Here is a 22743-nt window from a genome sequence, read left to right as displayed (position 1 = left end):
TTCGCGCTCGCCGACGCGCTCACTCGTTCGTCGCCGTCGGTGACGGCGGGTCAGATATCGTCAGCGCCGCGCCGACCGGTACCCACGCGACGAGCGACATCACCGTTACCAACGCCAACACGACTGTACTCACCCGCTGTCGCGTTATCCCGACCCCCCTCGTCATCGAGTGTTCGCCTCTCTGTCCGTCCTGCTGTGGCCCCTGATTCCCTCAAATATCATACTACTACCAAATACGGATTCACGTCCGATAATTAGGCGATACAGGCTGTCTGGAATATCATATAATACTATCGAATAAACACAACTCTTCAAATATAACTATTTCAAAAGTGTCTCTGAATCAATATGGTTATGTTTGAATGTAACACGACTATATCTGGTAAACATTTCACAAATTCTAAAATTTATGATTTAGAAGGTTATATACGGTATTTAAGGTGGTATCTCTCAGAAATTCAGAGTTCAATATTGCTAAATATATACTATATTACTTGAAGTAATATTATCAGAACGGATATCTCGAATGGCGGTCTCTCCCGCCAGTCTGCTCATTCGACGCACTGTTGGTCACGACGACGACAGCGATGAGAGCGACGGCAGCGAGCGACGCCGTACTCACGGCTCACGGGTCGCCGCTGGTCCCTTCGTCCGGTAGCAGCGTCGAAACGAGGAGCACGAGCAACGCGAACAGGGCGAGGAGGAACAGCGTCGCCCGCTGTGCCTGCACTATCGCGGCGTCGAACACCTCGGCCAGTAGCTCCCGTTGCGCCGGCGTGAGGCCGGCGAGAAACGCCCGTTGGGTCCCTTCGGTCGCCGTCTCGGCGGCGGTTTCCAGCGCGACGACGAGCGCCCCTCGCTCGCTCGCTGACACGCTCGCGCCCGCGGCGGCCAACACGCCGTCGACGACGCCGTCGTAGAACCGCCTGAGCAGGTACGTGCCCACGATAGCGGTCCCGAACGAGTAGCCGAGCATCATCGTCGCGTTCAACAGCCCGGACGCCGCCGCCGAGTCCCGCTGGTCGACCGCCGAGAGCGTCATATCGATGAGCTGTGCCATCACGAGGCCGAGCCCGAGGCCGACGAGCGCCATCGGCACGGCGAGCTGTGCGACTGTCGCGTCCAGCGCCGTCTGCGACGCGAGCGCGAGCACGCCGATTCCCATGAGGACGACGCCGGCCTGAACCAGCAGTTTCGGCGCGACGAACCGCCGCCAGCCGGTCGTGAAGACGGACGCGACGAACGTCGCAACCGAGAACGGGAGCATCGCGACGCCGGTCTCGAATGCCGTGTACCCGGCCCCGGTCTGGAGGAAGACCGGGACGACGAAGATGAACCCCGCGAGGACCAGCGACCGAACGGCGTTCGTGGCGATGCCGGCGGTGAACGCCCCGTTCGACAGGAGGCGGACCGGGACGAGCGGCGACCCGCCCTCGCGCTCGACGCGGCGCTCGTACTGGACGAAGGCCGCGAAGACGCCGACGCCGATGCCGACGAGCCAGACGGTCGGAGACGCGCCGAACGAGTCCAGTTGCACGCCGCCGACGACGAACGGTCGGCGGGCCGCTAGCCAGCCGTACCGCCCGGCCAAGAGGACGCCGGCGACGAGGGCGGTCGTCCCCGCCACCGAGAGGAGCGTGCCGCCGATGTCCAGTTTCGTCGGCGTCTCGTTCAGGGACGCCTCCGGAAGATACCTGACGAACGCGAGCGCGACGAGGACGATTAGCACCTCGATGCCGAACCCCCAGCGCCAACTCGCAAACGTCGTGACCGCGCCGCCCAAAAGCGGCCCGAAGGCGGCACCCGCCGCGTTCACGCCGGCGAGGATGCCGAGAGCTTTCGCCCGGTCCGCGCCCTCGTAGCTGACGAGGAGGACGGTGAACGTCAGCGGGAGCAACACGGCGGCGGCGGCCCCCTCGATGACCGACCAGCCCACGTAGAGCACGACGACGTTCCAACTCAGCGCCGCCAGCGTCGTCCCGACGCCGTACACGAGGAGCGTCGCGGTCATCAGCCGTCGAACCCCGTACATCGACGACAGCTTGCCGCCGGGGAGAATCAGCGCCGCCATGACCATCGCGTAGAACGAAATCGCGCCCTGGACGACCGTGACGGTCGTGTCGAGGTCGGTGACGATAGACGGAATCGCGACGTTCATCAGTGTCGAGTCGATGACCCCGATGAACATCGCGAGACTCACCGCCACGGCCGGCCCCCAGTACGCCAGCCCGCTCGCCGAATCGGTCCTCGCCACCCCCTCGTCGAGAACGTGCGCGTTCGCGTCAGAGTCCATCGTCCTCGATACCACGTCCCGTTCGATAAACCTCTCTGCGCACCGGACGCCTCGGAGCCTCGGTCGTCGCGTCACCGCCACTCGGGTTAGTTGCGGCCGCGCCGCTTGATTCGGTGGTCGGTCGGACGACCGTCCGGGACGGAATATCGTCTCCCCGCCCCGGCGCTGGTGTGACGAGCCGTTGGAACCACGTCTCCTCGTTCGGTGCGTCCTTCGCCACGCGTTCGTAGTCGTGATTCCCGGGGATGAGCGTGATGGGGACTCGCTCGCCGGTCGCTTCGAACTGGTCGAACAGCTCCGGATAGCGGTCGACGAGCGCGTCGAACTTGTCGAGGCCGTCGACGTCGGTGAACTCCCACAGCCCGAACGCGTCGCCGTTGATGAGTAGCTCGGCGTCCTCGTCGGAGACCTGCGCTTCCACGAAGCCGACTCTGACGACCACGTCCCGGCCCAACTCCGCGGTCAGTTGGTCGTCGAACCGCTGTGCGAGGTCGGGCGGCGCTTGCAGGTCCCGCGGAATCCCGACCAGCACGTCGACTCGCGGCTGGTTCCCGAGGAGGTAATCGATGGGCCGGTAGTCGACCGTGACGCTGACGAGTTCGACGCCCTCGATGTCCGCCTCGTCGAACTGCCGCTGGAGTTCGGCCTGCGTCTGTTGCTCGAACGACGCGGTCTGGAACGACGCGTACGTCACCCCGGCGAGGACGAGCGAGAGCACGGCGATACCCACACCGATGACGGCGATTCGGGTGGCGACCGACGTTCTGACGCCCTCCCGCTCGTCGGCGTCGAGCGGTTTGAACCCCGACAGGTAGAACAGAATCAGCGCCGAGAGGTTGATGGCGAGGAGGTTGACGACGACGAGCACCGCGCCCGCGACGGCGACCGCGGGGAGTCCGAACGCGATACCCAGCCCAGATGTCGCCGCCGGCGGGACGAGCGCGACAGCGATGGCGACGCCGACGAGCGTCGACCCGGACCCGCGCATGATGCTTATCGCTCCCGCGATGCCCGACCCCAACGCGAGAAACAGCGACAGGACGTTCGGACTGGTTCGCTCTGCGACCTGCGGTATCGCCTGAATATCGACGCCCGGCGGAATGAGAATCGTCTGCTGGAGCACCACTCCGAGCACCGCGGCCGTCGCGATGGCCGCCGCGAGGCCCGTCACCTGGAGGACGACGCCGCGAGTCGCCATCCGTTGGTCGGCCAGTATCGCCCCGACGGACGCCGAAACCGCCGGTCCCATCAGCGGGGCCACGACCATCGCGCCGATAATCGTCGCCGCGGAGTCGAGAAGCAGTCCCGTCGCGGCGATGACCGTGCTGAGTATCAGGAAACTGAAAAACGTCGAGTTCGCCGGCGCGAGGTCCTCCGCCCTGGCGTGGAGTTCCTCGCGGGAGATTCTGAGCCCGGGAAAGCGCTCTTTCAGAGCCGAGAGCCGCTGCGAGACGACTGTCTCCGTCGGGAGCACGATGGTGTAGCTGTCGTCTCGGACGCCCGCGTTCGTCAGCTTTTCCATCACCGTCTCGACGCCGCTGGGCGGGACCGGAAACTGCACCATCGCCTCGAAGTCGCCCCGGCCGACCTCCTCGAAGACGGCGTAGTCGACTCCCTGTCCGTCGAGCGACTCCAGCACGCTCTCTCGGCTCCCCCGGGGTATCAGCACCTGAACGAGTCGCATACGGGATACAACGTCACGAAGCACTAAATAATATGAGTGCTTTGATAGGATAGCTCACCCGCTTGTCTCGCTCGGCGTATCGGCAACGGCGAGCGTCTCCCCGATGGCGTCGATGAACGCCCGCTCGGCCGGGCTGACCCGCCGGCCGCCCAGTCGGAGTATCCCGCCTTCGACCCCGGCGTCCGCGACCCGTTCGGCGCACCAGCGAACGAACCGTCCGTACTCGTCTCGCTCCGTCGGGGTCGCCCGCGCTCGGACGATTGCCGTCGCTTCCCGGCAGTGGTCGCCCGCACGAGCGATTGCCACCGGGCGAGTGAAATCTCGCGTCTCCGCGTCGCGTCGCACCCGGTCGGCGTTCACCCGGACGAACCCGGCGACGTGGGTGACGAGCTCCGACTCCGGGCCGAACTCGTCGGTGTGTCGGAGAGTCCGACGAATCGTCTTCAGCTCTCCCGCAGGCCGCCGTTCGAGGCGACGACGACGCCGAACATCACCTCGACCGGCGTCTGTGCGAGCGCCCGCCACTCCGCGGGCGTGAACGAGTTCCGACTAGTCATACCGGAGCGTTGGCGGGCGACGAGTATAGAGCCGCAGGTCGTGACGGGTCGGGTGGCCATCCCTCGAACTTCGCGGGAAACACTCGTTCGAGGGACGGCTGACTGTTTCGAACGCGACGAATTACCGGCTTCGAGACAGTCAGCGACGCGGTAAACGCAGTTTATTATGGTTTCCCGCTTACGTGTGAGTGAGTTGATGAGATGAGTTCACTAGTCGTACTCGCGTTCGATACGATGGACGGCGCGGAGAACATGCGGGAGAAACTGTACCACCTCCAGAAGCGCGAACTGATTACGATAGAGGACGCCGCCATCGCCGTTCGAAAAGGGAACGGGCAGGTGAAGGTCAAACAGGCACAGAGCCTCGTCGGCGTGGGCGCGCTCGGGGGGTCGTTCTGGGGGCTTCTCATCGGCGTCATCTTCTGGATGCCGTGGCTCGGGATGGCGGTCGGAGCGGTGACGGGCGCGCTCAGCGGGAAGTTCACCGACATCGGCGTCGACGACTCGTTCATCAAAGAGGTCGCGAACACGGTCGAACCCGGAACCTCCGCGCTGTTCCTGTTGTCCCGCGGCGCGCAGATGGACCGAATCAAGGCGGAACTGTCGGACGACGAGTTCGAGATAATCGAGACGAACCTCTCGCCCGAGGACGAAGACCGACTCCGTGAGGCGTTCGCCGCCGAGGAGATTGCGGGATAGATTCCGAACGGCCACAGGTGACCGTCTGCGCGGTGCCGAGAGCGTCGCCCACGCCTGACGACGTGTGCGCCGGACACTCTTCGACGCTCGCAAGTGTCTTACTCCCCGGAACGAGAGTCACTATACTTTACAAAGTTAGTCGTGTAACAAAAACGTCGGTGAGCCATCATTATCGGGGGTGGACGAGTGTCCGACGGGTGCGTAGTCTGCCAGCGATTCGATGGGAAGAACGTCTCTCTGGACTGAGCAGAGCGTTTCCGTCGAACCGCCGGTCCGTTCCGAACGCTGGCGGCTTTTCAGTACAGAAATGCGGTCGCGTCGCTGTCGGTCTGCATACCACTCCCACCACGAGATAGTTGTATATCGCGACATATGATTTACCCGGCCGCCGACCCACCTCGTGTCTTGCGCAGCGACCGACGCGACAGTCACGGCATCTGCGTCTCGACGGTCGCAGACTCGCCGGCGGACTCGAACACGTCGGCCAGCGTCTCGCGCATCGCCTGCCGGCGGAACGACCGGCGGCGCTCCTCGGAGAGGTAGTTCGACATGACGACGCCGGCGCTTTTCGACCCTTGGTCGGCGGCGACGCCCTCCAACTGGGCGAGCATCTCGTCGACCGCTTCCTGATATGCCGTGTACCAGAAGCGCCGACAGAGTTTCGCGGTCGGAACCTCGCCGTCGACGGTCACGCCGGCCTCGTCGGCGAGGCGCTTGAACCGGCGGTTGACCGTCTCGCGGGCGATGTGTCCCGAGGCGGCCCGCGAGGAGGGAAACAGCGCGCCGTTCCAGTCGTCGTCCGCGGCGAGCGCGTCGATGCGCGCGGCGACGGCGTCGACGCCGTAGAGGAGCGCGACGGTTCCCGGCCCGTTTTTGCGCTCGTCGAACGCGATGTGGGGGTCGTCGCCGGAGAGGACGAACTGGGAGGCGCGGAGCGACGCGAGTTCGTTCGGTCGCAGCCCCCACCCGGCGAGTCCGAGGACGAGAAGCCGGTCTTCGAGGTCGTCGGCGGCGGCGTACACGTCGCTCACTTGGTCGGCCGTCATCGTGCGGTTGTCGGGTTGGCCCTGCTCCCAGCGGAACTGCTTTGCGGCGTTCTCGACGGGGTTGTACCGCGCGCGCCGGAAGTCCACGAGGTACTCGTAGAACGACCGGACCGTCTGGAGGTATTTGAGCTTCGTTCCGTCGGTGGCGAGCTCGGCGTCGAACTCGTCGAGGACCGCGAGACAGCGGTCTATCTCGTCGGGCTCGGCGTCGCGGTCGTCGAGCCGGGAAAGCAGGTCCGCCGACCCGTACCGGTCGCGGTAGATTCGGGCGAACCGCGCGAGGTGGGTGCGGCGGGTCGGCAGCGTCGAGTCCGCGAGGCCGCGCCGCGATTCGAGCATGCCGAGGTAGGACTCGAACGCCTCGACGGTGCGGTCGTCGTCGACGCCCCAGTCGTAGCCCTCGTCGGCCTCATCGTCGCCGAGACCGACGACCTCGACGAAGAACTCCCGCGGGGTGAGGTCGTGTTTCTCGCGGAGCGCGTAGGCGATGCCCGACCAGCCGCGTTCGGTCAGCCACGCGTAGGTCGGCACGTCCCGCGTCGGGTCCATCCCGTCGCGGTCCATCGCCGGCGCTATCGTCTCCCAGTAGAACGCTTCGAGCTCGTCGAGCGACTTCCGCGACCAGTTCACCGCGGCTCACCCCGCCCGACCCGTCCGCCGCGTTGCGTTCCGTGCGCCATCGTTCTGTATGCAGGGCGTGCCGCGGACGGATTAACCCTTTCTCTCGTCGGGGGCGACGACGCACCGCCGGCGGTGTCGCACCCACCGGCCGACCGACTGCCCTCAATATGATGGGTAGTAGATATATTGGGGAGCCGTGATAACAGGACGTTACAATGTCCGATGGAAACGACGGCGGTTCGGTGCTCGGGGCGGACCCGCCCGACGGCGGGGAACCGGTCGGTGACGCGGACCCCGCGGTCGATGTCGGGGCCGCGGCCGACGAGGTGACGGTCCTCGAAAGCGGGACCGAGTTGGAGCGAACAATCGGCCTCCGCGGCGGGTTGGCAATCGGTATCGGGACCATGGTCGGCGCGGGTATCTTCGTCTTCCCCGGTCTCGCCGCCGGGCAGGCGGGCCCCGCGGCCGCGCTCTCGTTCGCGCTCGGGGCGGTCATCGCGCTGTTGGTCGCGCTTCCGACCTCCGAGTTGGCGACGGCGATGCCGAAAAGCGGCGGCGCGTACTACTTCATCTCCCGCGGGATGGGGTCGGCGTTCGGCGCGGTCGTCGGCATCGGTCTCTGGTTGGGGCTGGTGTTCGCCTCGGCGTTCTACCTCGTCGGCTTCGCGCAGTACGCCATCGCCGTCTTGGCGGAGTTGGGCGCGGCGTCGATGGTCTCGGACCTGCCGCTCGTGGCGACGCTCGGCGTCGGCTTCGGCATCGTCCTGACGGCGCTCAGCATGTTCGGGACCGAGAACGCGACGAAGCTCCAGAACGGCATCGTGAGCCTGCTTCTCGGCATCCTCCTCGTGTTCCTCGTCTACGGCTCGCTCGACACGCTCGGGCTGTTCGGCCGGCAGACCGTCCCCGAGGAGTTCATGCCCTACGGGACGCTCAGCATCTTCACCACGGCGGCGCTCGTGTTCACTTCCTACCTCGGGTTCGCGCAGGTGGCGACGGTCGCGGGCGAGATAACGAAACCCGGCCGGAACCTCCCGCTGGCGATGGTCGGGTCCGTGGTCGTCGTCGGGGTGCTGTACGTCGTGACGATTCTCGTCTCGACCGGCGCGTTCGGGAGCGCTCGACTCGCCACCTTCGGCGAGACGGCCATCGTCGAGGTCGCCCGCTCGTACCTCGGCTTCCCCGGCGCGGTCGCCATCCTCATCGCCGGGCTCTTCGCGACGGTGTCGAGCGCGAACGCCTCGATTCTCAGTTCGTCGCGCGCGCTCTACGCGCTCAGCCGCGACGCGCTGGTCCCGCCGCAACTCGCGCGAATCAACCTCCGGTACGGGACGCCCCACGTCGCGCTCGCGCTCGTCGGCGGGCCGACGGTCGTCCTCGTCGCCGTCGGCCGGACGGAGGTGCTCGCAGAGGTCGCGTCGTTCCTGCACCTCGTCACCTACGGGCTCATCTGCGTGGCGCTCATCGCGCTCCGTCGGTCGAACCCCGCGTGGTACGACCCGTCGTTTCGCGTCCCCGGCTACCCGGTCGTTCCGGTGCTCGGGGCGCTCGCGAGCTTCAGCCTCGTCGCGTTCATGCAACCGCTCTCGCAGGCGGTCGGCGTCGTCGTCGCGCTCGCGGCGCTGGCGTGGTACTTCGTCTACGCCAGAGACGTGCGCCTCAAGGGGGTGAGCTCAGATGCGTAATTCCGACGACGTTCGCGTGCTCGTCCCCGTCGCGGTGCTCGAAGGACAGGTGATTCCTGACCAACTGACCCGCCTGCTCTCGGGGACGACGGTCGTCATCCTCGCGTATCACGAGATTCCCGAGCAGACGGCCCCCGAACAGGCCAGAGAGCAGTTCGAACCGAAGGCTCGCGAGGAGCTCGGCGAGCTCGTCTCGGTGTTCGAAGCCGCCGGTGCGACCGTCGAGACGCGGCTCGTGTTCACTCACGACGCCGACCAGACGATGGAGCGCATCGCCACGGAGGCGGACTGCGACGCGGTGTTGCTCTCGAACCCCGCCCCGATTATCGACCGCGTTATCGTCCCGATAAAAGAGGACATCAACCTCGAAACGATTACCAAGGTCGCCGCGGCCGTCGGGAGACACGAGGATATCGAACTCACGCTGTTCCACGCCGCCGAAGAGGACGCCGCGGTCTCGGACGGCGAAGACCTGCTCAGCGAGGTCGCGGGCGAACTGGCCGCCCTCGGGGTCTGCCGCGAACACATCTCGCGCGTCGTCGTCGTCGCCCAGAACCCGCTTCAGGCGCTCATCGAAGCCGCTGACGACCACGACGTGGTCGTGATGGGTGAGGAGAAACCCACGCTCCGCGGCCGGCTGTTCGGTGAAACGTCCGACCGCGTCGCCGAACAGACGGTCGGTCCGGTGCTCGTGGTCCGGCGACCGCTCGACACCGAATCCGACGAGCCCGACGAGCCCGACGAGTTTGACGCCCCCGGCGACCCCGTCGACAACGCCGACCCGGCGTGAGGGGACACCTCGTCTCTCTCTGACGCTCTCGTTATAGTATTGCGACAACAAAACATATCCACTGGAGAGGGTTGATTGATGAGAACAAATTGGAAATTTCGAACATTTCAAAAATTTTACAATTTATAGAAATTCTATTTAGTATATTTAGTATATGTCACTGGGCCGGTCCGCTCGTATCGCCGTTACCGTTCGAGACAGTTGGACATTCAGGCGACGGATAAACCCTATCTGGCACCGCACTGTTGTTTATAGTATTCAATATCATCGCGACCAGAAGACCGTGTTCGACTGCTCTTCCGCGTCTCGACTCGTCCGGTCGGTACGAAGTGTTCGTCTATCGACGACGAACTCGGTCGGCCCGGTCGTGCGCGGACGACATTCGAACTTCGACGTTCGGAACTGTGTCGCTTGACCGCACTTGCATTACACACATAGCCTCGTAATAGAATTCGGCTCGTCCGTCGGGGTGATAGTCGTCGTCCGCCCTTCGGTGAGGCGTCTCGGTTGCGGTGACGATTTCGGAGACTAGCTGGAATCTCGTGCCTCGTCGAATATTCGTCGACTGATTATCTATTCGCGTTCTTATATAGTCAATACTGCGGGCTATCAGTTGTTGTCTTTGGACTCCTCGATGTTCCGCTCTCGCAACTTTTGGGGGCGTGTTGACCGTCCGATGGTCGAAAACGTCACTCTCGGCTGACGGACGGCGTCGACGGTCCGAGTGCTGCTTCGACACCGCGGCGCCGAGATTTGAGAGCGGGGGGAGTCCTCGGCCCACCGCTCGTCCCGTTTCGGGGTCCCCGACTCGACCGCGACGCGGTCGAGACCGCCGGTTCTCCGTTTGTGAACCGGACGGGAGGTGTCGACGTGAAGACGACTCCGGCGTGATGTCCGGCGAGGACGCGACCGACTAACTGAACGTCGGGAAGTCGTCGTCGGACTCCTCCATGTTGACGTTGACCTCGATGACGTTGGCGGTGTTGACGACGCTCTCGATGAGTTGTTCGTGGTACTCGGGCTGTTTCATCCGGCGGACGGGCCCGGAGACGCTGATGGAGCCGAGGACGCGTCCGTGGCGGTTCGTTACCGGCGCGCCGATGGCTTGCAGGCCCTTGATTTCCTCCTCGTCGTTGAGCGAGTAGCCCCGGTCGCGAATCGTCTCCAACTCCTCGAAGAGTTCCTCGCGGGTCGTGATGGTCGCCTCGGTCTTCCCCGGCAGGCCGTACTGGTCGATAATCCACTCGACGCGCTCTTTGGGAAGGTGGGCGAGAATCGCCTTTCCGGTCGCCGAGAAGTGGAGGTAGTCGGCGCGCTGGAGCTTGTTCACCTGATAGTCGCTCCCGACGGCCTTCTCGCCGCTCACCTTGTAGAGGTTGACGCCCAGCCCGTGCTGTTCGGTCGCTAAGTGGGCGTACTCGCCGGTCTTCTCCGCGAGCTCCTCGATTTCGGGCTTGCCGATTCGGTAGAGGATGTTCTGGTAGCGGACGTACTCGCCCACGAGCAGGAACTGCAGCGACAGCCGGTAGGTGTCTTCCTCCTTCACGACGAACTTCTCGGCCCGCAGCGTGCTCAAGTAGTTGTAGACGACGCTCTTCGAGAGGTCCAGATGGTTTGCCAACTCGGTCACTCGCGCGCCGTCTAGCTCTTCGAGCGCACGAACGACATCGAACGCACGAGACACCGTCTTCAGGGTCCGCGGCGAACCGGTCGTGTGTTCGTCTGCCATAGTCCAGTTCGAAGCTCCCGAGCCATAGATGTTTGTATTTGACGAACGTTCACTTTCGAGAGAACCGATAAAACGCACGGATTACCGCAACGTAGCGCTATTTCGGGGCCAACGAAACTGAATTCGGTCTTCTAACGGGCTGAAACAGCGAATCCGACCGCTAATTCGTTCTGTTCTCATTCCACAAACGATGCGGTGTGTTACGTGACTCGATTCGCCTCGAACTGTGAGAATAGCGGGTCTTCAGCGGCTCTACTTGATGATTCGTGTTTCGCCCGAGCGAGCGGTTTCGACGACGCGGCCGTCGCGGAGATGCGGGAGTCAGCCGACTCGGACTCACCAGTCGCGGTGGTTCATCGGAGCACGGAAACGAACACGATAGTCGTCGAGCGGGCGGTCTCGTCACTCGGTCGCGAGGTCGGCGAGCGCGCCGGCGAGTACGCGGGTCGCGTCGGCGCAGTCCTCCCAGTCGGTCCACTCGCGGGGGTTGTGCGAGATGCCGTCGCGGGAGGGGGCAAAGAGCAGCGCGGCGTCGGTGACGGCCGCGACGTGCATGGTGTCGTGGCCCGCCCCGGAGTGGAGGTCGAGGGTGTCGAGGTCGGCGTCGGCCCCGGCGTCGTGGAGCGCGGCGCGGCAGCGCTCGCTCATCTCGACGGGCTTGCGGTCCCACGGGTGCGAGAGCGCGGTTTCGACCGGGCGCTCGGCCTCGATGCGGTCGAGGCTCGCTTCCGCCTCGTCGATGACGTACTCGATGGAGTCGTACGCCACGTCGCGGATGTCGACGGTCAGGTCGACCTGCCCGGCGATGACGTTGGGCGCGTTCGGCGAGACTTCGAGTTTGCCGACGGTTCCGACCGCGGTCTCCGAGACCTCGCCGCGCTCGTTCGTCGCGCGCTCCACGTCGAGGACGAACTCGCTGGCGGCGGCGAGCGCGTCCGAGCGGTCGCCCATGAGCGTCGACCCCGCGTGGTCGGCCTCACCCGTGATTTCGACGGCACAGCGCGAGAGGCCGACGATGCTCGTGACGACGCCGGCCGGGACCGCCGCGTCTTCGAGGCGCTCTGACTGCTCGATGTGGAGCTCTATCCACGCGTCCCAGTCGGCGGCGTCGACGCGCCCGTCGCCCCGGTAGCCGATGTCCGCGAGGGCGTCACCGAGCGGAATCCCGTCGTCGTCCTCGATATCGAGCGCCTCCGCGACGCCCAGTTCCCCGACGGCGACCGCCGACCCGATGAGGCCGCCGCCGAACCGCTGGCCCTCCTCCTCGGTGAAGTTGACGACCTCGACGGGGCGGACCGGCTCGACGCCGGCGTCCTGCATCGCGCGGACGCTCTCCAGCCCCGCGTAGACGCCGAGCGGGCCGTCGAAGATGCCGCCCTCGGGGACCGAATCGAGGTGGCTCCCCGTGGCGACGGGGGCCGCGTCGGGGTCCGCGCTCTCGGGTTCCCATCGGCCGACGATGTTGCCGACCTCGTCGATGGTGATGGAGAGACCGGCGTCCCGGAGGCGCTCGCAGAAGAACTCTCTCGCCCGCCGGTCCGCCTCGCTGCCGGTCAGGACCGTCCGCCCCCGACCCTCGTCCGTCGGGACGGCCCCGAACTCCGCGTTCGACTCGATGTCGCTGCGGAGTCGCTGCTGATTGACTCGCATGGTTCCCGGATTCGGGACTCACCCTATTTTATTGTTTGGAATTCGGTCACATGCATGACAGTACCGGCCAGTCGCGCACTCTCCGAAATCAGCAGGCACGGTACGCTGGATGTGGGTTCTCGGACTCTGCCCCTACCATGTCGCTCGAAGACGTCCGTCGGCACGGCTCGGTCGCTCGCGACCGACCTGCGGGCCGTCGTCGGGTCGTCGATTTGGACCGTCGCCTGTGGGGTGGTGGGTTGACGTTCTGGGAGTAATCACGGACGTGACCGGGTGGAATTGGTCATTCCACAGTTCCCTCTCGTCCGGCGCTCGAAATGGTATCTGGTGTTACACCTCTCTCGTCTCGATATGATGATTGTACTCACACAACCACAATTTTTATCACACAGTAGCGGATTTGAGGGTCTGTATGCAAGAGAATGGCAAGGGGAGCGACTCCTCCGACAGCACCGGCGACGGCACGCGTCGCAGTCGGTTCGACCGCCGCACTTTCCTCGGGGCGGCGGCGACGACCGGCGCGGCGGCACTCGCCGGGTGTACGGGCGGCGGTTCAGACGACAGCACGACCGCAGATTCGGGCACTTCGGGCGGAAGCGACGACACCGAAAGCACCGAGACGACCGCCGCGAGCGGCGGGAAGCAGGGCGGCACGCTCCAGTGGGGCGGCGCGGTGCCGGTGCAGGGTCTCGACCCGCACATCGACACCTCCGCGGCCTCGAAGCGCGTTCTTGAGAACATCTACGAGGAAGTCGTCGCGCTGCAGGACGACTACTCCATCGAACCGCACCTCGCGGAGTCGATGGAGCAGTCCGACGACAACACGCTCCTGACGTTCAACCTCCGGCAGGGCGTCACCTTCCACAACGGCAAGGAGATGACCTCCGAGGACGTGCTGGCGAGCTACGAGCGCGTCCAGAACGGCGACTACCTCGCCACCGGCTTTTTCGACTACGTCGAGGAGCTTCGCGCCCCCGACGACTACACCTTCGAAGTCCAACTCACCGAACCCTTCGCGCCGTTCCTCGCCAAGATGGCGACGGCGGAGCTGTCGGTCATGCCCGCCGAGAACGCCGAGAAGGACATGGTCGAAGAACCCATCGGGACCGGTCCGTACGTGTTCGAGAGCCGCGAAATCGAGACCTCGTTCACGATGTCGCGCAACGAGGACTACTGGGGCGCGTCCGACGAGGACGGCCCGTTCATCGACACCATCGTCAAAAGCGAGGTGCCGGACCCGAGCGTCCGCCTCCAATCGTTCCTCGCCGGCGAGTACGACTTCGTCAACGGCATCGCGCCGAAGGACGTCTCCCGCGTCGAGCAGGCACCCGACGTTCGATTCGAGAAGCAGTTCCCGAAATCGCTCGTCTACCTCGGCCTGAACTGCGACGTGGCCCCGTTCGACAACAAGGACGCCCGCCTCGCGCTCGATTACACCATCGACAAGGAGAAGGTCGCTGAAGCGGCGCTCTACGGCACCGGCCAGACCACCGCGTCCCCGGCGACGCCCGGCAGTCCGTGGGTCAACCCGGACATCGAGCCGCGCCCGCGTGACCTCGACAAGGCCCAAGAGCACCTCGACGCCGCCGGTATGTCCGACGGCTTCACGGCGACGTTCAAGATTCCGCAGTCCTACCCGACGCAGGTGCAGGCCGCGGAGGTCATCGCCGCCGACGCCGCCGAGATCGGCATCAACCTCGAAATCCAGCAGATTACGTGGAGCACGTGGCTCTCGGACGTCTACTCCAACCGCGACTTCCAGGCGACGACGAGCTCCTACCTCGCGCTCTGGTACCCCGACGTGTCGTTCTACAAGTTCCTGCACCCCAACGGGGCGTTCTTCTTCACCAACTGGGTGAACGAGGACTACAACGCGCTCGTCGAGGAGGCGCGCACCATCTACGACGAACAGGAGCGCGCCGACCTCTACCACCAGGCGACGGAGATTCTCCACGAGGAGCGCGCCGGCCACCTCTTCCTGTGGTGGCAGCCGAGTCTCTACGGGGCCGCCTCGCAGTACAAAGGCGATATCGGCGCGCCCGACGGGTCGACGCTCCAGTTCGGAGACAACTGGCTCGACCGCTAACAGAGATTCCACACAATGTCGATGTACAACTACGTCGTTCGGCGCGTCGGGTTCATGGCGGTGACGCTGTTTTTCGTCACGCTCATCGCCTTCGCCGTCACCAACATCCTGCCCGGTGACGTGGCCCTGCTCATCTTGGGCCCCAACGCGACCGAACAATCGCTCGAAGCGCTCCAAACCCAACTGGGACTCAACCGCCCGCTGTACGTGCAGTACATCGACTGGGTCGTCGGGCTCCTCCAGGGGAATATGGGCGAATCGCTCCGGTTCGGTGAGCCCGTGGCACAGCTCATCGCCGAGCGGCTTCCACGGTCGATGATGCTCGCGGTCGCCGCGACGCTCGTCGCCGTCGTGCTGTCGGTGCCGCTCGGCGTCTACGCCGCCGTCAACCAGAACGAAGCGCCCGACGTGAGCGCCTCGATGTTCGCCTTCGTCGGCATCTCGATGCCCATCTTCCTGTGGGGGCTGGTGTTCATCCTGGTGTTCGCCGTCTGGCTGAACCTCTTTCCGACCGGGGGGTACGTCTCCCCGAGCGAGGACCTCGTCGGGTCGCTCACGCGACTCGTCCTCCCCGCGGGGGCGATGGGCTTCGCGCTCACCGCCTACATCATGCGGATGACCCGGTCGTCGATGCTGGAGGTGCTGAGCGAGGAGTACATCAATCTCGCGCGTGCGAAGGGGATGAGCCAACGAGTCATCGTCCTCCGCCACGCGCTCAAGAACGCAATCATCCCCGTCATCACGGTCATCGCGTTCCAGTTCAGCTACGCGTTCGGCGGGGTCGTCGTGTTAGAAGAGGTGTTCTTCTGGCCCGGCATCGGTCGGCTGACGCTGACCGCGATTCAGAGCCGCGACATCCCCCTGATTCAGGGGTGCATCCTCGTGGTCGCACTCATCTACATGTTCTCGAACTTCGCCGCAGACCTGCTGTACGCGTACTTCGACCCCCGTATCCGCTACGGAGGTGACGACTGATGGCGACCGAACAGGAGACCGACCGCGGTCGCTTCACGGTCACGCAGTCACAGCGCGACCGCATCGCCCGGTTCGTCCGGAAGTTCCGGAGCAACACGAAGGCGATGCTCGGCTTCTCCATCGTGGTGCTGCTCGTGCTCGTCGCCATCTTCGCGCCGATTATCGCGCCGTACCCCATCGACGCGACGAACATCGAAGACCGCTCGCAGGCCCCGTCGGTCGAACACCCGTTCGGCACCGACGACCTCGGCCGCGATATCTTCAGCCGCGTCGTCATGGGAAGTCGCATCTCGCTGTACGTCGGCTTCGGCGCTATCTCCGGCGCGCTCGCGGTCGGCGCGGTCGTCGGCGTCGTCGCCGGCTACGCCGGCGGGCTAACCGACGAGATACTGATGCGCGTCATGGACGCCGCGATGGCGTTCCCGCCGGTGTTGCTCGCGCTCACGCTCTTGGTCGTTCTCGGCCCGGAGTTGAGTAACGTCATCATCGCGCTCGCGTTCGTCTACACGCCGTACATCGCCCGCGTCTCGCGGAGCGCGGCGCTGGCCGAACGCAACGAGGCGTACGTCGAGGCCGCAATCGCCCGCGGCGAGAGCGACTCGCGCATCGTCTTCAGCGAGGTGTTCCCGAACTGCATGGCTCCCATGCTGGTGCAGGGGTCGCTGAACGTCTCGTTCGCCATCCTCGCGGAGGCGAGCCTGTCGTTCCTCGGCCTCGGCGCGCAACCCCCGCGGCCGTCGTGGGGGCTGATGATCAACACCGGTCGCGGCTTCATGGAGACCGCGCCGTGGATGTTGTTGTTCCCCGCGCTGGCTATCGGCATCGCCGTCGTCGGGTTCAACATGCTCGGCGACGGACTGCGTGACGTGCTCGACCCCAAAGTGGAGGCGATAGAATGAGCGCACCCAGTACCGCGACCGACGCCGAGGCCGACGACGGCCCGCTGCTCGACGTGCGCGGACTCAGAACCGAGTTCCACACCGAGGGCGGACCCATCGTCGCCTCCAACGAGGTGTCGTTCTCGCTCGACCGCGGCGAGACCATGGGTCTCGTCGGTGAATCGGGCGCGGGCAAGTCCGTGACGGCGCGGTCGCTCATGCGACTCATCGACTCGCCCGGCGAAATCACCGGCGGACAGGTCGTCTTCGACGGCGAAGACCTCCTCCAGAAGACGGAAGCCGAGATGCGCGACATCCGCGGCAACCGCATCGCGATGATTCCGCAGGACCCGATGTCGTCGCTCAACCCGGTGATGACCGTCGGCGAGCAGATTACGGAGACGATTCGCCGCCATCAGGACGTCTCCAAGTCGGAGGCACGCCAGCTCGCCATCGAGTCGATGGACGATGTCGGCATTCCCGACGCCGAAGAGCGCATCGACGACTACCCCCACGAGTTCTCCGGGGGGATGCGCCAGCGCGTCCTCGTCGCCATCGGCTTCTCCTGCGAGCCGGACCTCATCATCGCCGACGAGCCGACCACCGCGCTCGACGTGACGACGCAGGCGAAGATTCTCGACCTGCTCAACGAGATGCAGGAGCGCGAGGGGACGGCCGTGCTGATGATTACCCACAACCTCGGCGTCGTCGCCCAGACGTGCGACCACGTCGGCGTCATGTACGCCGGGAACCTCGTGGAGACGGCCGAACTCGGCGACCTGTTCGACCGCCCGCGACACCCCTACACCCGCTCGCTCATCGACTCCATCCCGGAGGTCGACACCGACTACGACGAACTGCCGACGCTCGACGGCGCGATGCCCGACCTCGGGGACCTCCCGAGCGGCTGTAACTTCGCGCCGCGGTGTCCGCACGCCACCGAGGCGTGTCGGACCGGCGGCGACCCGTCGCTCGACCCCGTCGGCGACGGCTCGTCGCGCGCGGCGTGTCTCCACGCCGACGACCTCGACCTCTCGGAGAGCACGGTCCCCGAAGCCGGGGCCGGTCGCCGCGACATCGACCGCACCGGCGAGCCGCTGTTCGAGGTGCGGAACCTGAAGAAGTACTTCGACGCCGGCGAAGGAATCCTCGGCAACGTCCACCTCTCGTGGGAGGGCGGCGGCCTGCCGACCGTCGAACGGCGGCACGTCAAGGCCGTCGACGACGTGAGTTTCGACGTCTACCCCGGCGAGACCGTCGGGCTCGTCGGCGAGTCCGGCTGCGGGAAGTCCACGGTCGCTCGCACCGCGCTCCGGCTCCTCGAACCGACCGACGGCGAGGTGTACTTCGAGGGCCAGCCGCTCCACGAACTCGGCTCCTCGGAGATTCGGAGTCTGCGCCGCGAGATGCAGATGATATTCCAGGACCCCCAGAGCTCGCTCAACCCGCGGAAGACCGTCGGCCAAATCGTCGGGCGCGCGATGGAGAAACACGGCATCGCCACCGGCGAGGAAAAGCGCGAGCGCGTGGGCGACCTGCTCGAACGCGTCGGCCTCTCGCGGGCCGCCGCGAGCAAGTACCCCCACGAGTTCTCCGGCGGCCAACAACAGCGCGTCGCCATCGCGCACGCGCTCGCGGTCGAACCGAAGCTCATCGTCTGCGACGAGCCCGTGTCGGCGCTCGACGTGAGCGTGCAGGCGCAGATTCTCAACCTCCTGAACGAGATTCAGGAAGACGAGAACATCTCGTTCCTGTTCATCTCGCACAACATCGGCGTCATCCGGCACATCTGCGACCGCGTGGCCGTGATGTACCTCGGGAAAATCGCGGAGTTCGGGCGCATCGAGCAGGTGTTCTCGCCGCCGTTCCACCCCTACACGGAGAGCCTCCTGTCCGCGGTCCCCCACGCGAACCCGGACCGCGAGACGGACCGCATCCTGCTGGAGGGGAGCGTCCCGAGTCCCATCAACCCGCCGTCGGGCTGCCCGTTCCAGACGCGCTGTCCGAAGAAAATCGGCGACGTCTGCGAGCAGGACCTCCCGGAACTCGAAGCCGTCGACGGCGGCGACCACTACATCTCCTGTCACCTCTCCGACGAGGAGATGAGCCAACGCGACTCGTTTATCACGCCGTCGAAGCGCGCGGAGACCAGCCCGGCCGACTCGGACTGACGCCGCCCGCGCGGTCACTTTTTTTAGCGCCGCGGTCGACTCAGTACTTGACGCCGAACTCCAGAATCTCGTCCGGGTAGTCACCGAACTGCGCGTCCGTCTCCCGTCGAATCTGGGCTTTCGCGCGCCGCGCCTCCGCGAGCAGGTCGCGCAGGTCGGACACCGGTTCGTCGGAGAGGTCGACCCGGAGGTTGTGGTAGAACTCCGGCGTCGGCGCGTGGACGAGCAGCGCGGCGCTCAACTCGCCGCGGTCGTCGCCGCCCGCCGATTCGCCGGCTTCGAGCGCCGAGACGAGTCGCTCGGCCATGTCGCCGTCGGCGGCCTCGTAGGCTTCGGCGGTCGCCTTGACGACACCCTCCCCGGCGAGCATATTGCCCGCAACGGTGTAGTCGTCGCCGACGCGGTGGCCGGCCCACGAGACGCACTCGCCGCCGGTGAAGGCGAACTCGCCGCCCGCGCCGACGCCGTGGACTTGTCGGTAGGCGGCGTGGTCGTCGTCGTCGAGGAGCGATTCGAAGGCGTCGTCGATGCGCTCGCCGGCTTCCGCGCGGGCGACCGCGTCGCGGCCGTGTTCGGGCTTCGTGTACGACTGCGTGACCGCCGCGCCGCCGGCGCTCACGTAGGGGCAGGTCGCGCCGACGGCGACGGTTCCGGTCGTCACCGCCGCGCCGTAGACGTTCGCCTCGGGGTCGCGCGCCGCTATCGAGAAGGTTCCTGGGACGTGTCGCATGGGTTCGATACTGGTTTCCGGTCACGCTCGCGCGGTAAATAGTCTCCTCTCGCAGCGCGTGGTAACGGTGGTGTCCTCCCGATTTCGTCGGCTTCGAGTCTCTTCTCGCTTCTCACAGACTACGCAGTATTTCGAATAAACATCAATTCTTAACAAAATCATTTCTTAGATTCGAACTATTTTAACTCGAATGTTCTTATATCCTCCTCAAATATTTATATCGTCCCTGTATATTCGTTTTCCTGCCACAATACAACTCTCTTGTCATCAATCGCCACGTAGTATTCGTGAAATCAGCAATACCACTGTCTCTCACGAGACGACAGTCGCCTCCAACGCTTATGTTGTCGCGGTGGCAAAATCGACGTATGAGACTCGGCATCGGTCGAACCGGCGTGGTGATTCTCGTCGCGCTGTTCGTCATCCTCGGCGCGGAGGACGTGTACGTTTGGGCTATCGCCGGGACCGTTCCCGGCGTCGAGTTCTTCTTGGCGCTCGTGTTCGTCCTCGCGGTCGCCTTCGTGGCGATTCGGGAGGCGCGGGCGCACCCGCCGAGCCGATAGTCGCTCGCGGGGCGGGCGACTCCCGCCTGCTACTCCCGCCGTTTTCGACAGTGTAGCGGCGCTTCGCAACACGCGGAGCGATAGGCCGACGACTCGCGGACCAGTTTACACTCGCGGTAGCGGTAGGCAACGTCAGCGCCGCAGGCCTCGCAAGAGAGGGTGTACTTCGGCTCCGCGAACCGGCGGACGCGAACCGGGGCGTCGACCGCCTCGGCGCGGCGTTTGAACGCCGGTCCGTGGTCGGTCGCGCCGAACGCCTGAAACTGCTCGACGTGGACGAGTTCGTGCCGGAGCGTCGCGGACCACTCCTCGCGGTCGAACGACTCGAACGCCCGCCACGACAGCGACATCGTGCATTCGGGCGGCGTCGACTCCCCGAACCCGTTCGCCCGTGCACTCCAGTCGATAGCCCTCCCGACGCTGGCGTTCTCGATGGTCGGGGTCTTCACCGCGGCCGCGCGACGTTTCGCCCGCGTGGACACTTCCCAGCAGACGGGGCCGAGCATCACGTCGAAACCGTGCGCTGCGACCGCGCGCGTGCAGTACGCCCGAGACCACCGAATCAACTCCTCGTGACTCTCGACTGCGTCGTACGCTTCGGCCGCCCGCTTCGTTCCGTGGGTCACGCTCAGGTTCGCCGTTCGAAACCGACGGTCATGGCTGTTTCGCCTCCGCTGAGCGTTCTGTTGACGCTGGCTTGGCCTCGCAGTGACCACGGCCTTCGCTGAGTCTCGCGGGGGCGGTTGCCAGCCTTCTCCTTGTCGAGGTTGTGTTCGCGAAATGTGGGTTTCGGGGTTAATACGTCGACTTACACATTTCGACGCATACCTACCTTCGGAAGTAAGATATCTTAGATATTTTCTAAGCTGATATTTCGATTCTACCTCCGAAACCCGTGGTTCTGAGAACGAACCACTAACGAGCGACGCTTGCTTTCTTGGTATCGAAGACTTGCTCGACCGGTCGGTGGGTTCGAGTTGTGACTTTCCCTTGTAGACTGTCAGTTATTACTATCTATCTGACTGTGAGTATTTTTCGGCTAGTCGAGCATTAGCCTTCATGACCGAATACCTGAACGATATTCGTGATTGAGGTTTCACTGTCGATGTCGACCGCCAGTACCGGACAGGCTGACACGTCTTCACGGTGTATTATTGTCTAAGATTATCAATAGTATCTGGCGTGAACCGCTGCTTGACGATGCAGCGTTTGGACTGTATGGAACCGTAGACTGCTCCGGTTCTCTGCTGACTCCCGGAGAAACACGACCTCCCAACCGATGTATTTCTCGGGGGAATTACGGAATTAGTTGACTGCTACCCTTCGATTTTGCTTGGTCGGTATGTTTGACTACGTTGAGCGAAAGTTCATCTAAACGCATCCCACGCTCACCACATGCGTGTCACTCAGTTCCACAGCCGTAAGCCAGTCGCCGCGCGCGTGGTGCCGATACATGTGTATATTAATCGAAATACTACTCCTTCGAACGACCTGTCAAACTCACTTGCCCGGTTCACGAGTTCGACCTCGAATCCTCGACGTCTAATTACATGTCTATGTGTGTAATCTCATTCGCCTTTTTCCACCGACCACCCCACAGAGCCACATATACAGATAGTTCATCGTTGTTCACCATTAGAAAACACTCTCCGACCCACGACCGGTCTATCTATCCACTATGTTGCCCCTCATGAACTTCATAGGCATCTATTCGGGTCTCCGTACCCGTATCTCTATCTCTCGCACCCGAGTTGTTAACTAATAGAAAATTTATCAGTCGATAGAGAGTTTATTCTCCACGTCCTTCGCTCCGCTGACGACCAATCCGACGGTGTCCTCTTCGAGACGCTTTCCGCTCATTCGCGGAGGAGGGCCGAGGACTTCGATTGCGCCCAACGGGCGACCGTCGTCGTCGAGGACCGGTGCGGCGACGCCGCGATAGTCGTCCGATTGCTCCTGTCTGTCGTATGCGACTCCTTGGTCGCGAATCGCTTGGAGCTTGGACTGCAACTCGTTGCGTTCGGTAATCGTATTCGCAGTCTCCGAGGAGAGCGAGTCGTGGTCGAGAAACTCCGCAACCTCGTCTTTGTCCATATTGGCGAGGAGTACCTTCCCGGCCGCCGTCGCGTGCAATGGTCGTATCTCCCCCTCCTGGTCCGGAGTGTCTACATCCGCTGGCACGGCCGTGAACATGTAGAGGCAGTTCCACTCACTACCCTGTCCCGGAACGACCAGACAGACCTGCTCTCGCATGGTGTTGGCCAGTTCGACCACCCGTGACCGGGCGACCTCGTATATCCGCTGGCGTCGCCTCGCGTAGACGCCGAAACTCACGAGTTCGAGTCCGATTTCGTACCCCCCATCACGTCGCATGACGTAGCCGATAGCTTCGAGCGTCGCGAGGTGCTTGTGGACCGCCGGTTTCGAGAGGTCGAGCGCCCGCGCAATCTCCGTCAACGTCGGCCGGTCGCGACTCCGTACCGTCTCGAGGATTCGATGGCTCGTCATCGTCGCCTTGATTCCGTAGTCGTCTGCGCTGGGCATACCCTCCGACACTCGACCGACGTACAAATAAGTTGTTAACAG

General features: G+C 64.4%; 17 protein-coding genes. 8 read left to right on the top strand and 9 right to left on the bottom strand.

Annotated elements, in window-relative coordinates; all coding sequences use genetic code 11:
- Window positions 1-625 precede the first annotated feature (625 nt).
- Genes E4P24_RS15945 through E4P24_RS19065 form a run of 3 tightly spaced genes read right to left on the bottom strand, consistent with a single transcriptional unit; the run spans window position 626 to window position 4283 of the window.
- A complete protein-coding gene (locus E4P24_RS15945; RefSeq protein ID WP_115891620.1) occupies window positions 626-2293 on the bottom strand; it encodes an MFS transporter in 1668 nt (555 codons plus the stop codon).
- Window positions 2283-3977: a TIGR00341 family protein gene (locus tag E4P24_RS15940; RefSeq protein ID WP_115803857.1), complete on the bottom strand. Its 1695-nt coding sequence runs from the start codon at window positions 3975-3977 to the stop codon at window positions 2283-2285. The genes E4P24_RS15945 and E4P24_RS15940 overlap by 11 nt, the downstream gene beginning before the upstream one ends.
- 54 nt (window positions 3978-4031) lie before the next feature.
- The gene (locus E4P24_RS19065; RefSeq protein ID WP_223174065.1) at window positions 4032-4283 is read right to left on the bottom strand and encodes a hypothetical protein; all 252 of its coding nucleotides are present in this window, start codon (window positions 4281-4283) and stop codon (window positions 4032-4034) included.
- Between the two features lie 485 nt (window positions 4284-4768).
- Here E4P24_RS19065 and E4P24_RS15930 point away from each other — a divergent pair, with 485 nt between their 5' ends.
- On the top strand, window positions 4769-5233 hold the full coding sequence (locus E4P24_RS15930) for a DUF1269 domain-containing protein (protein WP_188148899.1): 465 nt from the start codon (window positions 4769-4771) through the stop codon (window positions 5231-5233).
- Window positions 5234-5661: 428 nt separating this feature from the next.
- Here E4P24_RS15930 and E4P24_RS15925 read toward each other — a convergent pair whose 3' ends face one another.
- Window positions 5662-6909 carry a tyrosine-type recombinase/integrase gene (locus E4P24_RS15925; protein ID WP_004064593.1) on the bottom strand — a complete coding sequence of 416 codons (1248 nt, stop codon included), beginning with the start codon at window positions 6907-6909 and terminating at the stop codon, window positions 5662-5664.
- Window positions 6910-7115: 206 nt separating this feature from the next.
- Between E4P24_RS15925 and E4P24_RS15920 the strand changes: the two genes are divergently transcribed.
- Window positions 7116-8585, top strand: a complete 1470-nt coding sequence (locus E4P24_RS15920; protein ID WP_115861962.1) for an APC family permease — start codon at window positions 7116-7118, stop codon at window positions 8583-8585.
- A complete protein-coding gene (locus E4P24_RS15915; protein WP_115803861.1) occupies window positions 8578-9375 on the top strand; it encodes a universal stress protein in 798 nt (265 codons plus the stop codon). The genes E4P24_RS15920 and E4P24_RS15915 overlap by 8 nt, the downstream gene beginning before the upstream one ends.
- A gap of 913 nt (window positions 9376-10288) precedes the next feature.
- On the opposite strand, the gene E4P24_RS15910 is transcribed toward E4P24_RS15915, so the two are convergent.
- Window positions 10289-11104: an IclR family transcriptional regulator gene (locus tag E4P24_RS15910; RefSeq protein ID WP_004043255.1), complete on the bottom strand. Its 816-nt coding sequence runs from the start codon at window positions 11102-11104 to the stop codon at window positions 10289-10291.
- Window positions 11105-11506: 402 nt separating this feature from the next.
- Window positions 11507-12754, bottom strand: coding sequence for a Zn-dependent hydrolase (locus tag E4P24_RS15905; protein WP_004064586.1), 1248 nt, complete (start codon window positions 12752-12754; stop codon window positions 11507-11509).
- Window positions 12755-13166: 412 nt separating this feature from the next.
- On the opposite strand from E4P24_RS15905, the gene E4P24_RS15900 reads away from it, so the two are divergent.
- The 4 genes from E4P24_RS15900 to E4P24_RS15885 are packed head-to-tail and all read left to right on the top strand — an operon-like array spanning window position 13167 to window position 18864.
- On the top strand, window positions 13167-14840 hold the full coding sequence (locus E4P24_RS15900; RefSeq protein ID WP_115803862.1) for an ABC transporter substrate-binding protein: 1674 nt from the start codon (window positions 13167-13169) through the stop codon (window positions 14838-14840).
- Between the two features lie 15 nt (window positions 14841-14855).
- Window positions 14856-15815 (top strand): ABC transporter permease, encoded by a 960-nt coding sequence (locus E4P24_RS15895; protein WP_004064568.1) that lies wholly within the window; start codon window positions 14856-14858, stop codon window positions 15813-15815.
- Window positions 15815-16714: an ABC transporter permease gene (locus E4P24_RS15890; protein WP_188148758.1), complete on the top strand. Its 900-nt coding sequence runs from the start codon at window positions 15815-15817 to the stop codon at window positions 16712-16714. The genes E4P24_RS15895 and E4P24_RS15890 overlap by 1 nt, the downstream gene beginning before the upstream one ends.
- Entirely contained in the window at window positions 16711-18864 is a 2154-nt protein-coding gene (locus tag E4P24_RS15885; protein ID WP_188148757.1) for an ABC transporter ATP-binding protein, read from the top strand. Before E4P24_RS15890 ends, E4P24_RS15885 begins: the two co-directional genes overlap by 4 nt.
- Window positions 18865-18904: 40 nt before the next feature.
- On the opposite strand, the gene E4P24_RS15880 is transcribed toward E4P24_RS15885, so the two are convergent.
- Window positions 18905-19594: a DUF1028 domain-containing protein gene (locus E4P24_RS15880; RefSeq protein WP_188148756.1), complete on the bottom strand. Its 690-nt coding sequence runs from the start codon at window positions 19592-19594 to the stop codon at window positions 18905-18907.
- Window positions 19595-19962: 368 nt separating this feature from the next.
- On the opposite strand from E4P24_RS15880, the gene E4P24_RS15875 reads away from it, so the two are divergent.
- Window positions 19963-20157 (top strand): hypothetical protein, encoded by a 195-nt coding sequence (locus E4P24_RS15875; protein WP_004043247.1) that lies wholly within the window; start codon window positions 19963-19965, stop codon window positions 20155-20157.
- 29 nt (window positions 20158-20186) lie between these two features.
- On the opposite strand, the gene E4P24_RS15870 is transcribed toward E4P24_RS15875, so the two are convergent.
- Both E4P24_RS15870 and E4P24_RS15865 read right to left on the bottom strand, forming a co-directional pair.
- Window positions 20187-20783 carry a SprT-like domain-containing protein gene (locus E4P24_RS15870; RefSeq protein WP_004043246.1) on the bottom strand — a complete coding sequence of 199 codons (597 nt, stop codon included), beginning with the start codon at window positions 20781-20783 and terminating at the stop codon, window positions 20187-20189.
- Window positions 20784-21930: 1147 nt separating this feature from the next.
- Window positions 21931-22701, bottom strand: coding sequence for an IclR family transcriptional regulator (locus E4P24_RS15865; protein ID WP_004064559.1), 771 nt, complete (start codon window positions 22699-22701; stop codon window positions 21931-21933).
- Between the last annotated feature and the right edge of the window lie 42 nt (window positions 22702-22743).

This window comes from Haloferax sp. AS1, from assembly GCF_014530665.1.
GTDB classification, from domain to species: Archaea; Halobacteriota; Halobacteria; order Halobacteriales; family Haloferacaceae; genus Haloferax; species Haloferax volcanii.
This window is presented reverse-complemented; position numbering and strand designations above follow the sequence as displayed.